The organism is Pontibacter pamirensis (assembly GCF_010015475.1).
Lineage (GTDB): Bacteria > Bacteroidota > Bacteroidia > Cytophagales > Hymenobacteraceae > Pontibacter > Pontibacter pamirensis.
Genome location: NZ_SSNI01000002.1, coordinates 242,699 through 255,709 on the forward strand (window position 1 = coordinate 242,699; position 13,011 = coordinate 255,709).

The window sequence follows — 13,011 nt, forward strand, 5'->3', positions numbered from 1 at the left end:
AGATTTTAGCTTAAAGTTAAGCAGGATTTATACTTATCTGAAATTAATCTGCAACAGGATAGGATGTTGCTTCCTCTCACAATGTTCAGGTTAAAACAAGCTGCTGCTTTAGCTTGAAGTTTCAGTTTGTTATGTATGTCTTGACTCCTGTAAAGTCACAACTTGCCAACTACAGTAGAAATTGATTGAGCGTCACGAAAAGAAGGAAGTTTAAACGTATCTTAGCCAAGAAGATAGCAGCAGGATTAGAACAGAAACCAACAATAAAACTATATGAATAGATACGGCCTCCATGGCAAATTAATGGCAACAGAAGGAAACGGAGAAAAGCTTTCCTCTATCCTGCTTCAGGCATCTGAATTGGTTTCAACAGCAAAAGGCTGCCACTTATACATGGTCAGCAAAGACAAAAGCGATAGAAATGCTGTGTGGGTGACTGAAGTATGGGACAGTAAGGAAGACCACGACAATTCCTTGAATGTTGAGGGAGTAAGAGAGCTGATAGCGCAGGCAATGCCAATTCTTAGTGGGAGACCTGAACCAGGGCAAGAACTTGAAATTCAGGGTGGAGCAGGTCTGGAATAAGCTAAACCTGCTTGTTTTCTAACTATACAACATTAAAACTCCTGGTAAACAGCAGCGCCTTCTGCTCAAAAGAACAGAAGGCGCTGCTGTTATACTTTAAAAAGTCTTAGGCTATGCTAAAACAGACTCAGCGAGTACGATGATTCGGTTATTGAGCACTTCCACCACACCACCATCCACAGTAAAGAATTCTTGTCCTGCGTTGGTTGTGATGCGGATTTGCCCTGTATCCAGTGTGCTGATGAGCGGCGCATGCAGGTCAAGCACCTCGAAAGAACCATTCGTTCCGGGGAATTTTGCTGCTTCTACCTCACCGGCAAAAACCTTTTTATCAGGCGTGATTATTTCTAAATACATCTATATTAGTTCTGAGTTCTGAGTCTCGGATTCTGAGTCACAGCTGTAGAACAACTCGGAACTCAGAATTCGAGACTCAGAACTAATTTAAATCTATCTTGCTTCGGCCATCATTTTCTCACCTTTGGCAACTGCATCTTCGATGGTGCCTACAAGGTTGAAAGCTGATTCAGGAAGGTGGTCATGCTTGCCATCCATAATTTCGTTGAAGCCTCTGATGGTGTCTTTGATATCAACCAACACACCTTTCAGACCTGTAAACTGCTCTGCTACGTGGAACGGCTGAGACAGGAAACGCTGCACGCGGCGCGCACGGTGTACAACCTGCTTGTCTTCTTCAGAAAGCTCGTCCATACCAAGGATGGCGATGATATCCTGAAGTTCTTTGTAACGCTGCAAAATCTCTTTCACACGCTGCGCAGTATTGTAATGCTCTTCGCCCACAACGTCCGCTGAAAGAATACGGGAAGTAGAGTCCAGTGGGTCTACCGCAGGGTAGATACCAAGCTCGGATATTTTACGGGAAAGTACAGTTGTAGCATCCAGGTGGGCAAACGTTGTTGCCGGAGCCGGGTCAGTCAAGTCATCAGCAGGTACGTAAACGGCCTGCACAGACGTAATAGAACCACGCTTGGTAGACGTGATACGCTCCTGCATGGCACCCATTTCCGTTGCCAGCGTTGGCTGATAACCTACCGCTGATGGCATACGACCTAAGAGAGCCGATACCTCAGAACCTGCCTGCGTAAAGCGGAAGATGTTGTCAACGAAGAATAGGATATCACGACCAGCATCGCTTGAACCAGGCTCACCATCGCGGTAATACTCCGCCATTGTCAAACCGGAAAGCGCCACACGGGCACGTGCCCCAGGAGGCTCGTTCATCTGGCCAAACACGAATGTAGCCTTCGACTCTTTCAGTTCTTCAGGGTCTACCTTCGAAAGGTCCCATCCGCCGTGCTCCAGCGACTCCATAAAGTTTGCACCGTAACGCACGATACCGGCTTCAATCATCTCACGCAGCAGGTCATTTCCTTCACGCGTACGCTCACCCACACCGGCAAATACAGAAAGACCACCGTGTGCTTTCGCGATGTTGTTAATCAATTCCTGGATAAGAACTGTTTTACCTACACCGGCACCACCGAACAAACCGATTTTACCACCTTTTGCATAAGGCTCAATCAGGTCGATTACCTTGATACCTGTGAAAAGCACTTCAGAAGAAGTAGCCAGGTCTTCGAAACGAGGGGCAGGTCTGTGAATTGACAAACCACCCGTACTTACAGGCTGCGGAATACCATCAATGGCTTCGCCGATCACGTTGAAAAGACGCCCTTTAATGCCTTCACCTGTCGGCATTTGAATAGGAGAACCCAGGTCAATTACCTCAATACCACGGCTAAGACCTTCGGTAGAGTCCATGGCGATGGTACGCACACGATCTTCCCCAAGGTGGTTCTGCACTTCCAGCACGATTACCTGACCGTTCTCTTTGGTCACTTGCAGGGCATCCAAAATATTTGGTAGCTTAATGTTGTCACCCACAAAGCTAACGTCCACTACCGGACCGATAACCTGGGTAATTCTGCCAATATTCGCCATTTGACTTTGTTAAATTAACTAACTATTGTTATGGAGTTATTTCAAGCTGCAAAACTAATGCATAAAAAGGTTAAAACCATACGAGGCTTTAAAAACTTTGAGCGCACATTTATATATTATGCACAAACACAGGAATCACAAGAGCTTCAAAAAGCGCGGACAAGCATAATACCCAATAAGTTCGTTTCTATCAGGCATAAGAAAAGTCCCGGCGGGACGACCTGTTCACATTCACAGTACAGGTCGTTCCTCTAGAGCTAAAGAAGCTATGAGAATTGTTTTCTATCAACAGGTCGTCCCGCTGGGACTAAAGCCAAGATATGGATGTTTTTTAGTGAATCAGCTCTTTTATATATAGGCCTAATGCCGCCGAACACTTGTATACCTGCAACGGCTATTCTGGCAAATCAACTCAGAGAATCTCAGACAGCACCTATAGGTTCTTCAGCAACTCTATCTGCTCGTCGTTGAGGAGGATATACCTGTTGTTAAAGGGGTTGGCGTAAAACTTCTCGGCAATTATGTATTCACCGGACTGTAATTTGTGGATGTTGTAACTGAACAGACTGTTAGACCGCTCTATCACCAGTTCAGTGTTACTTAAATTTAACTCACGTCCACAGGTGGTAACAACAACTTCGGGATTAATGGTCATCATAGTAAAGTGGGAAACAGAGGGTAAATGGATACTGCAAAATTCTTTACGCATAAACAGAATACATGTGACACCAAAAATTCATAAACCGTGTTTTTTTGTGTAGCAAATTGTGTTACAAGAGAGGCAGCCATACACTTCCAGAGAGGTTAAGGCTTTGTGAACAGGGCATCAATATAAAAAGGCTGAAGTTCTGCTGTACTCTTACGCTATAAGTTCCTACTTTTGCTAATCCGTTACAAACCAGATACACGTGGAACAAGAACTGACAACAGTAGAAACAGCCCAGAAGCTCGGCCTTCTGGAAGAGGAATTCGAAAAAATAAAGCAAATACTAGGACGCACGCCTAACTTTACGGAACTGAGTATTTTCTCAGTGATGTGGTCGGAGCACTGCTCTTATAAGAACTCCATCGTTTGGCTTAAAAAACTTCCGAAGTCGTCGCCGCGCATACTGGCCGAGGCTGGTGAAGAAAACGCCGGGCTAGTAGACATTGGCGACGGCTATGCCTGCAGCTTCAAAATAGAGTCACATAACCACCCTTCTGCCATTGAGCCTTACCAGGGCGCTGCTACAGGTGTAGGTGGTATCAACAGGGATATTTTCACGATGGGCGCCCGCCCTATCGCGCAGCTGAACTCGCTTCGCTTTGGCAACATAAAGTCAGAAAAAACACAGCGCTTGTTACGCGGTGTAGTAAAAGGTATCGGCGACTACGGCAACGCTTTCGGTATACCTACCGTGGGTGGCGAACTTTTCTTTGACGAGTGTTACAATATAAACCCGCTGGTAAATGCCTTCTCAGCAGGTATCGTAAGAGTGGGCGAAACAGCCTCTGCCACCTCTTATGGAGTAGGCAACCCGGTATTTATCGTAGGTTCTGCCACAGGTAAAGATGGTATGGGCGGTGCTGCCTTCGCCTCTAAAGATATAACTGAAGACTCAGCCAACGACCTGCCATCCGTACAAGTGGGTGACCCGTTCCAGGAAAAACTTTTGCTGGAGGCGACACTGGAGGTAATCCAATCGGGTGAGGTGATTGGGATGCAGGATATGGGTGCCGCGGGTATCACCTGCTCTACTTCTGAAATGAGTGCCAAAGGCGAACACGGCATGGACATCTGGCTGGACAAAGTGCCAACGCGTCAGAAAAACATGGTACCGTTCGAGATTCTGCTGTCAGAGAGCCAGGAACGGATGCTGATTGTGATGAAGAAAGGATCTGAGCAGACCATAAAGGCCATTTGCGACAAGTGGGACCTGTACTGCGAGCAGATTGGCGTGGTAACGGAAGGCGGTACGCTACGCTACTATATGAATGGCGAATTGGCAGCCGAGGTACCTGCCGAAGACTTAGTACTGGGAGGCGGCGCACCGGTCTATCACCGCGAGTACCGTGAGCCTGCCTACTTTGCAGAGTCAAAGAAATTCAACATAGACCAGGTACAGGAGCCGGAAGACTACCAGGCCGTAGCCGAATTCCTGACCACGCACCCGAACATCGCCTCTAAGCGCTGGGTGTACCGCCAGTACGATTCGATGGTAGGCACAGCCACTATGACAACGAATGCCCCTTCTGATGCGGCCATCGTGAAAGTGAAAGGAACGGACAAGTCCATTGCCGTAACAGTAGACTGCAACAGCCGCTACGTGTACTCTGACCCTGAGGAAGGAACAGCGATTGCGGTGGCAGAGGCTGCCCGCAATATTGTTTGTTCTGGCGCTGAGCCCGTGGCTATTACCAACTGCCTCAACTTCGGCAATCCTTATGTGCCGGAAGTATACTGGCACTTTGTAGGCGCCATTAAAGGTATGGGCAAAGCCTGCGAGGCGTTCGGTACTCCGGTAACAGGCGGTAACGTGAGCTTCTACAACCAGTCTTCTGACGAAGGCCCGGTTTTCCCGACGCCGACCATTGGTATGCTGGGTATACTAGAGGATAAGAACAATAAGATGACGCTGGCTTTCCAGAACCCCGGCGACCTTATTTATCTGATTGGTAATGCGCAGAACGATATTGCCTCTTCGGAGTATGTATACTCCTACCATAAAATAAAGCTCTCCCCTTCCCCATACTTTAATATGGACGAGGAACTGAAGCTGCATGCAGCCGTGAAGGCCGTTATCGAGCAAAAGCTTATAAAGTCGGCTCACGACGTGGCAGACGGTGGTTTATACATCGCGTTACTGGAGTCTGCCATGCCGAAAGAACTAGGCTTTGATATCGATACAGATAAAAATTTCAGAAAAGACGCCTTTTTATTCGGCGAGAGCCAGGGCCGCGTAGTGGCCTCTGTTGCACCAGGGCAGCAGGCGGAATTTGAGAAAGCGCTACAAAATAAAGGAGTGAATTTCACTAAATTAGGTAAGGTAACAGCGCATGACTGCCATATAGACGGTGACCTGTTCGGCGGCATTACAGTGGCCAAAAAGCACTATGACACAGCGCTGGAGCAGATTTTAGACTAAAGTTTTCTAAAAATTTTTTGCAGCAATAGTTTGCAGTTTAAAATCGTCTCTCTATCTTTGCATCACCAAACAACAAAGGGACGAAAGTTCTGAAGTTAAGTAGGGAGATTGTCCGATGGTGTAACTGGCAACACGTCTGATTTTGGTTCAGAAGAGTCCAGGTTCGAGCCCTGGTCGGACAACAATCAAAAGAACAACACTCGCATTGGGTGTTGTTCTTTTTTGCTTATGGAGCAGCCGTAAGTAATTTAAAATCAGCACCAGGTGATGGGAGCCATCTGAAATTTTGGTAGCTTTGCAGGCATAATAAACGAAACCTAATAGATAGTATTCAGTCCCCGTTATGCCACAGGTTAAAATTTTTTCCGGATCTGCATCTCAATATTTAGCTGAGAAAGTAGCTGCCGCATATGGCACCAAGCTAGGTGATGTAACTATTTCCCGTTTCAGCGATGGCGAAATAGGCGTTCACTATAACGAGTCAGTCCGTGGAGCAGAGGTGTTTATTGTACAGTCTACGTTTCCGCCGACTGATAACCTAATGGAACTCATGCTGCTGGTGGATGCTGCCAAGCGCGCCTCGGCACATAAGGTGATTGTGGTGATGCCGTACTATGGCTATGCACGCCAGGACAGGAAGGACAAGCCGCGTGTATCTATAGGCTCTAAAGTAGTGGCAAACGCCATACAGTCATGCGGAGCTGACCGCCTGATGACCTGCGACCTGCATGCAGGCCAGATACAGGGCTTCTTTGATATCCCGGTAGATCACCTGGATGGCTCGGCCATCTTCGTACCCTACCTGCGCAGCCTGAACCTGGGTGCCGACCTTATCTTCGCTTCTCCTGACGTGGGAGGTGTGGTAAGAACCCGCTCCTTCGCTAAAAACTTTGGCGCTGAGATGGTAGTCTGCGATAAGTACCGGAAGCGTGCTAACGAAATTGCTTCGATGCAGGTAATCGGTGACGTGGAAGGTATGGATGTAGTACTGGTGGATGATATGGTGGATACAGCAGGTACCATCACAAAAGCAGCCGGACTGTTAATAGAAAAAGGTGCAAAATCAGTACGCGCTATTGCCACACACCCGATACTCTCGGGTCCGGCTTATGAGCGTATAGAGAACTCTGTGCTGGAAGAACTTGTTGTATCGGACACGATTCCGCTAAAGCAGGAGTCTTCCAAGATCAAGGTGCTGTCTTTTTCAGACCTGTTCGCCCGGGCAATCAACAACGTGGTCACCCACGAGTCGATAAGCTCGCTGTTTATTTAATTGTTGCTTGCTGGTTGTCGATTGTTTTTCAGACTTCATCCAGCGAACAACATCACTGTTAAATGGCTGTATGGTTAAATTGTTTGATGGTTAATTTTAAAATTATCAGAACCAACAATTCAACCATCAACAATTTAACAATTAACCAAGGCTATACTTTTGTAGCGATATATATTTTAATTAATTCATTTTATGAAAACTTTAGAGATTATAGGGTTTAAAAGAGCAAATCTCGGTAAGCAGCAGGCAAAAGACCTGCGCAATCAGTCTTTTGTACCAGGTGTGTTGTATGGCAACGGAGAGCAAGTGCACTTCTATGCGCCAGCTATCCTGTTCAGAGACTTAATCTATTCGCCAGAAGTATACGAAGTAGATCTTAACATTGAAGGCACACACTACCGTTCTGTACTGCAGGATGCACAGTTTCACCCAGTGAACGAGATGCTGTTGCACGTAGACTTTCTTCAGCTGCAGGACGACAAGCCAGTGAAAATTGAAATTCCTGTGAAGTTTGTTGGAACTTCTCCTGGTGTGATTGCTGGTGGTAAACTGGTAACAAACCTGCGTAAGATGAAAGTGAAAGCGCTTCCTGCTAACCTGCCGGATTACGTAGAGGTTAACATCTCTGACCTGGAACTTGGTAAGTCAATTAAGGTAGCAAGGGTGAAACCTGATAACTACGAGATCCTGAACAACCCAAGTGCCCCAATCGCGACTGTAACTGTTCCACGTGCCCTGAAGAGCGCGCAAATGGAAGAAGCCCGCGGAGGCAAGAAGTAATAAGCTCATACAGCTTTATAGCACAAGATCCTGTCCTGCCTTTAAGCGGGGCAGGATTTTGTGTTTTGGCTGGATGGTTAACCTCTTAAATGGCTAAATTGCTGCTTTGTTAGATGGTGCTGTTACCATGACGCAAACAAATCATTTGCAATTCATTCCTTAAACTACTTATCAATTGAGCCATTCAACAATTGAAAGCATAAAACAGTGGCTGGGCCTTGCTCCCGCTACTCCTGATGAAGATACAAGTATGAAATACCTGATAGTGGGCCTGGGCAACATAGGCCCCGAATATGCTGACACGCGTCACAACATCGGCTTTATGGTGCTCGACTACCTGGCGAAGAAGTATGAAGGCAACTTTGACGTAAGCCGCCACGCCTTTGTGACAGAGATAAAAACGAAAGGCCGCACTTTTGTGCTGGTAAAGCCTACCACTTATATGAACCTGAGCGGCAAAGCTGTTGGCCATTACCTTAACAGCCTCAAACTGTCGCCGGAGCAGATGCTGGTAATCACGGACGACCTTGCCCTGCCTTTCAGCAAAATACGTATCCGGGCCAAAGGCAGCGCCGGCGGCCACAACGGTCTCAAGCACATAGAGCAGACACTTGGAAACAACAACTACCCCCGCCTCCGCTTTGGTGTCGGCGATGCTTTTTCTAAAGGAAAACAGGTTGATTATGTGTTGAGCACCTTCAGCGAAGATGAACAAATTGAACTTCAGACGCTGATAGAAAAAGCGGCGGAAGCTACTGTTGCTTTTGGCACGATTGGTCTGGAGCGCACAATGAACCAGTTCAATACAAAGTAAAAAAGCTGCGTCATCTGTGATTTGTAGAGACGCAAATTTTTGCGTCTTTTACGTTTACAATGAAACGGGTCCTCCTCCTCTATCGCAACGCCTTCGGCGGGCTCTCGAAGCCTGCCTGGATGATGTCTGTGGTGATGCTGATAAACCGCAGTGGCTCTATGGTAACGCCTTTCCTGAGCCTTTACGTGACCGACATGCTGGGGTATAACCTGCGCGAAGCGGGTATCATTCTCAGCATCTATGGCATGGGCTCGGTATGCGGGTCTTTTTTAGGAGGCTGGCTTACAGATAAGATCGGGCATTTTAAGGTGCAGTTTGTGAGCCTCACATTGGGTGGCAGCCTGTACTTTCTGCTGCTCAACCTGCGGCAATTCGAGTACCTCGCGGCCGGTGTCTTTATCCTGAGCCTGGTAAATGACTGCCTGCGCCCCGCTAATTCGGCCTCTATTGCGCATTATGCCAAGCCGGAAAACATGACGCGCGCATTTTCGCTGAACCGCATGGCCATTAACCTCGGTTTTTCTGTGGGTCCGGCTATTGGCGGTATGCTGGCGGCGTTGTCCTACCAATGGCTCTTTATTGCCGATGGGGCCACTTGTATAGCAGCAGGTATTTTCTTCTTTTTATACTTCCGCAACCAGCAGGGGCACCGGCCGGCACCACAGCAGCAGGTTACATTAGCTGTAAAGGTAGCAACTGCCCGCTCGCCATACCGTGATGGCTACTTTCTGCTGTTCGTGCTGTTTTGCTGCAGCTTTGCCGTGATGTTCTTCCAGCTCTTCACCACGATGCCTTTGTATTGGCGGGGAGAATATGCACTGCCTGAAAGCCAGATTGGCCTGCTGATGGCACTCAATGGTGTAATTGTTTTTCTACTGGAGATGATGCTGGTGTACCTGATTGGCGAACGCATCAAGAAGCAGGTACTGATTTTAGTTGGTCTTCTTATTCTGGGCGTTGCCTTTATTGTCCTGAACATGATGCAGCACCTGAGTGTGCTCTACCTCTCTATGCTGCTGCTAAGCATCTCTGAAATCTTTGCGATGCCCTATATGGCCACCATCACAGTGGAGCGCTCTAACATTGCTAACCGTGGGGCTTATATGGGACTTTATACCATCTCTTATGCTGCGGCGCACGTTATAGCGCCACTTTTAGGCACCACCATTATTTCCACCTACAGCTTTGCCACACTCTGGTGGGTAATAGGTGTCATGGCTGTTATCACAGCAATCGGACTTTACTGGGTAGTGCAGAAAATAGAGAATGAGCGGAAAGAGTCACAGCTCACTGTAGCTGCAGGCGGAAGTATGGTAGCAAAGTGAAAAGCTGTTTCTCAACTTAGTATTCATTGTATACCTTTTCTTTAAAATTCTGAAAATAAAGTCTATGTTCAGTTTGTTCAGAGACAGCATATCATCTGTTTCTATACTTTGAAAATCTTTAGCTAGTATAAGAACTAAAAAAGAGTTTATAGCTATCTTCAGAATATAATTTAACTTTTCTAATAATTATTAAGAAATATTAGCTATACTTATTTTAGACTCTCGTAGAGTAACTATAGGTTTATTTCTTAGCGCAGCTTACCGATTATTAGAATGGTGGCTAATCAGTAATAATAAATTTAACGACATGAAAAGATTTCGGAATAAAGTCATCCTGGCCTTTTGTTCTGCAGCCATCTTTTTTATAGCATGCCAGAAAGACGAACAACCTCCTCAGGCTGATGTAGATATAAGGGATCTATATGTAGGCCAATATATTTGTGAAGTAAAGAAAACTAATTATCAGGCGAAGGTTCTTCTTGGTTCTTATACAGATACAATAGAAGTAGTAAAACTTGGTGAAGATAAGCTGGCCATAAATAACCTGCAAAATGTTCAAATGCCAGAAGTTAAATATCATAATGGCAACGAAGCTCGCCCTGTTTATGTTGCTCTCGCAACTGTTGTAGTATTTGAAAAAGACATATTAAACATAACGTATGGTCTTGATTCTGCAGTTTATGAGCTTATGGGGGTAAAAAAGCTATAGATAGGTTGTCCTGATTCAGATGGTTAGCTTTTTATCAATAGTTTTAAGGACTAGAAAGTCTTTTCGTGAACTATGAGACTTCCGCCTGCCCATTCACTTCTGCCTGTTTTACTTAATTACGCTTTTGAGCAAAAAGCCAGTCCAGTAAACCTAGCGAATCCTTTACATAGGGACAGGCGTTATGCCCTACATTAGGAAGTTCGGTATAACGAGGATGACTGTATCAAAAGAAACGTCCAGAACTTTAGAAATCCTGGACGTTTCAGAAGATCTTTCTCTACCGAAGCGTTTAGCTAACCCCACCCCCGTTCACAATCTGCTTGCTTGGCTGCACAAAGGCTAAAGAACCGTCAGCGTTCTCAGCCATCAGCATCATGCCCTGGCTGATGATGCCTTTGATGTCTCGCGGAGCCAGATTCACCAGTATACTTACCTGCTGCCCAATGATGTCCTCCGGGTTATAGTACTCCGCAATGCCGCTTACTACAGTGCGTTGGTCTATACCCGTGTCTATCTTCAGCTTCAGAAGCTTCTTGGTTTTGGCTACTTTCTCTGCTTCCAGTATGGTACCGATGCGGATATCCATCTTTGTGAAATCTTCAAAAGTAATGTCCTCTTTAGCTGGTTCGGCCACAGCGTTGGCTATCTCGTTCGCCTTTTTCGTGTCGAGCAGTTTCTGCACCTGCGCATCCACAGCAGCGTCTTCTACTTTCTCGAACAACAGTTCAGGCGTGCCGATTGTATGGCCAACCTGCAGCAAATCTGCGGCACCGGCTTCCGCCCACTTGCCAACCGGCTTGTTCAGCATGTTGCTCAGTTTAGCAGATGAAGTTGGCAGAAAAGGCTCCATCAGAATATTGAGGCTGGCAGAGATTTGCAGCGCAATATTCAGGATGGTTTTTACACGCTCAGCATCTGTTTTAATCAGTTTCCACGGTTCTGTATCCGCCAAGTATTTATTACCAAGGCGGGCCAGGTTCATAAGTTCGCTCAGCGCCTCCCGGAATCGGTAGCGCTCTATCAAATCCGCTATAATTCCAGGGTACTTTGCCAGTTGCTCCAGCGTCTCCCTGTCAATATCCTGCAGTTCGCCACGGGCGGGCACAGCACCTTCGTAGTACTTCTGCGTGAGCACCACCGCACGGTTGATGAAGTTACCCAGGATGGCCAGTAGCTCGTTGTTATTACGGGCCTGGAAGTCTTTCCATGTGAAATCGTTGTCTTTTGTCTCCGGCGCATTGGCGGCCAGCACATAGCGCAGCACATCTCCTTTGCCCTGGAAGTCCTGCAGGTACTCGTGCAGCCACACGGCCCAGTTGCGGGATGTGGAGATTTTATCACCTTCTAAGTTTAGGAACTCATTGGCAGGCACATTATCCGGCAGCACATAGTCTCCATGCGCTTTCAACATGCTCGGGAAAATGATGCAGTGGAACACGATGTTGTCCTTGCCGATAAAGTGCACCAGCTTCGACTCCTCGTCCTTCCAATACTTCTCCCACTCATCTGTCAGGGCTTTGGTGGCAGAGATATAGCCGATGGGGGCATCGAACCATACGTACAGCACTTTGCCTTCGGCGCCTTCTATTGGCACTGGCACGCCCCAATCGAGGTCGCGGGTTACGGCACGCGGCTGCAGCCCCTGGTCAATCCAGCTTTTGCACTGCCCATACACGTTTGGCTTCCAGTCCTGCTTGTGGCCTTCCACAATCCACTCGCGCAGCCATGCCTCATACTCGTTCAGGGGCAGGTACCAGTGTTTTGTTTCGCGCATTACAGGCTTTAAGCCGCTCAGCGTGCTTTTTGGGTTAATCAAATCTGTTGCATTCAGGGAAGTGCCGCAGCTCTCACACTGGTCGCCGTAAGCGTTCTCGTTGCCGCACTTGGGGCAGGTGCCCACGATGTAACGGTCAGCAAGGAACTGCTGCGCCCCCTCGTCGAAATACTGTTGCGTGGTCTGCTCTATAAACTTACCCTCCTGGTACAGTTTCTTAAAGAAGTCAGCAGCAGTTTCTGCGTGCACCTCCGAAGAGGTGCGGTGGTATATATCAAAAGAGACGTTAAAATCCTCAAAGGACTTTTTGATTAGCTCATGGTACTTATCTACAGCCTGCTGCGGTGTAATACCTTCTTTTTTGGCGCGGATGGTAATCGGCACGCCATGCTCATCAGAGCCGCATACAAATTTCACGTCCCGTTCCTGGGAACGCAGGTAGCGCACATATATATCAGCAGGCAAATATACGCCTGCCAGGTGGCCAATATGCACGGGGCCATTGGCATACGGCAATGCAGCCGTTACAGTATATCGTTTTGGAGTAGTTGTCATGTCTTATCTAAAATACAAATATACAAATAGAGAACGTATTGCACCGCAAACAAGGTGCAAATGCCAAAATCTGAGACAATGCCTGACCTCTAGGGCGTTTTTCCGTAAG

Annotated in this window: 11 protein-coding genes and 1 tRNA gene; 8 read left to right on the forward strand and 4 right to left on the reverse strand. The window is 47.1% G+C overall.

All coding sequences use genetic code 11. The annotated features are described in order from the left end of the window. Positions 1-273 precede the first annotated feature (273 nt). Entirely contained in the window at positions 274-585 is a 312-nt protein-coding gene (locus E1919_RS03885) for a putative quinol monooxygenase (RefSeq protein WP_162052018.1), read from the forward strand. Between the two features lie 111 nt (positions 586-696). On the opposite strand, the gene atpC is transcribed toward E1919_RS03885, so the two are convergent. From atpC to E1919_RS03900, 3 genes are all read right to left on the reverse strand, one after another. Continuing rightward, complete coding sequence (gene atpC / locus E1919_RS03890) at positions 697-942, reverse strand: ATP synthase F1 subunit epsilon (RefSeq protein ID WP_162052019.1); 246 nt, start codon at positions 940-942, stop codon at positions 697-699. 93 nt (positions 943-1,035) lie between these two features. After that, positions 1,036-2,547, reverse strand: a complete 1,512-nt coding sequence (atpD, locus tag E1919_RS03895; protein ID WP_162052020.1) for a F0F1 ATP synthase subunit beta — start codon at positions 2,545-2,547, stop codon at positions 1,036-1,038. A 433-nt stretch (positions 2,548-2,980) separates the two neighbouring features. Then, entirely contained in the window at positions 2,981-3,205 is a 225-nt protein-coding gene (locus E1919_RS03900; RefSeq protein WP_162052021.1) for a hypothetical protein, read from the reverse strand. Positions 3,206-3,449: 244 nt separating this feature from the next. Here E1919_RS03900 and purL point away from each other — a divergent pair, with 244 nt between their 5' ends. The 7 genes from purL (at position 3,450) to E1919_RS03935 (ending at position 10,573) form a co-directional block, all read left to right on the forward strand. Continuing rightward, the gene (gene purL, locus E1919_RS03905) at positions 3,450-5,672 is read left to right on the forward strand and encodes a phosphoribosylformylglycinamidine synthase subunit PurL (protein ID WP_394351745.1); all 2,223 of its coding nucleotides are present in this window, start codon (positions 3,450-3,452) and stop codon (positions 5,670-5,672) included. Between the two features lie 109 nt (positions 5,673-5,781). Then, positions 5,782-5,854: transfer RNA gene (locus E1919_RS03910), tRNA-Gln, on the forward strand. Positions 5,855-6,015: 161 nt separating this feature from the next. Beyond that, positions 6,016-6,945, forward strand: coding sequence for a ribose-phosphate pyrophosphokinase (locus E1919_RS03915; protein WP_162052023.1), 930 nt, complete (start codon positions 6,016-6,018; stop codon positions 6,943-6,945). A 192-nt stretch (positions 6,946-7,137) separates the two neighbouring features. Further along, the gene (locus E1919_RS03920) at positions 7,138-7,725 is read left to right on the forward strand and encodes a 50S ribosomal protein L25/general stress protein Ctc (protein ID WP_162052024.1); all 588 of its coding nucleotides are present in this window, start codon (positions 7,138-7,140) and stop codon (positions 7,723-7,725) included. 250 nt (positions 7,726-7,975) lie between these two features. Further along, positions 7,976-8,539 carry an aminoacyl-tRNA hydrolase gene (gene pth, locus E1919_RS03925; RefSeq protein WP_162052126.1) on the forward strand — a complete coding sequence of 188 codons (564 nt, stop codon included), beginning with the start codon at positions 7,976-7,978 and terminating at the stop codon, positions 8,537-8,539. A 59-nt stretch (positions 8,540-8,598) separates the two neighbouring features. Beyond that, entirely contained in the window at positions 8,599-9,864 is a 1,266-nt protein-coding gene (locus E1919_RS03930) for an MFS transporter (protein ID WP_162052025.1), read from the forward strand. Positions 9,865-10,171: 307 nt separating this feature from the next. Beyond that, positions 10,172-10,573, forward strand: coding sequence for a hypothetical protein (locus E1919_RS03935; RefSeq protein ID WP_162052026.1), 402 nt, complete (start codon positions 10,172-10,174; stop codon positions 10,571-10,573). Positions 10,574-10,862: 289 nt separating this feature from the next. On the opposite strand, the gene metG is transcribed toward E1919_RS03935, so the two are convergent. Then, positions 10,863-12,902, reverse strand: coding sequence for a methionine--tRNA ligase (gene metG / locus E1919_RS03940; protein ID WP_162052027.1), 2,040 nt, complete (start codon positions 12,900-12,902; stop codon positions 10,863-10,865). Positions 12,903-13,011 lie beyond the last annotated feature (109 nt).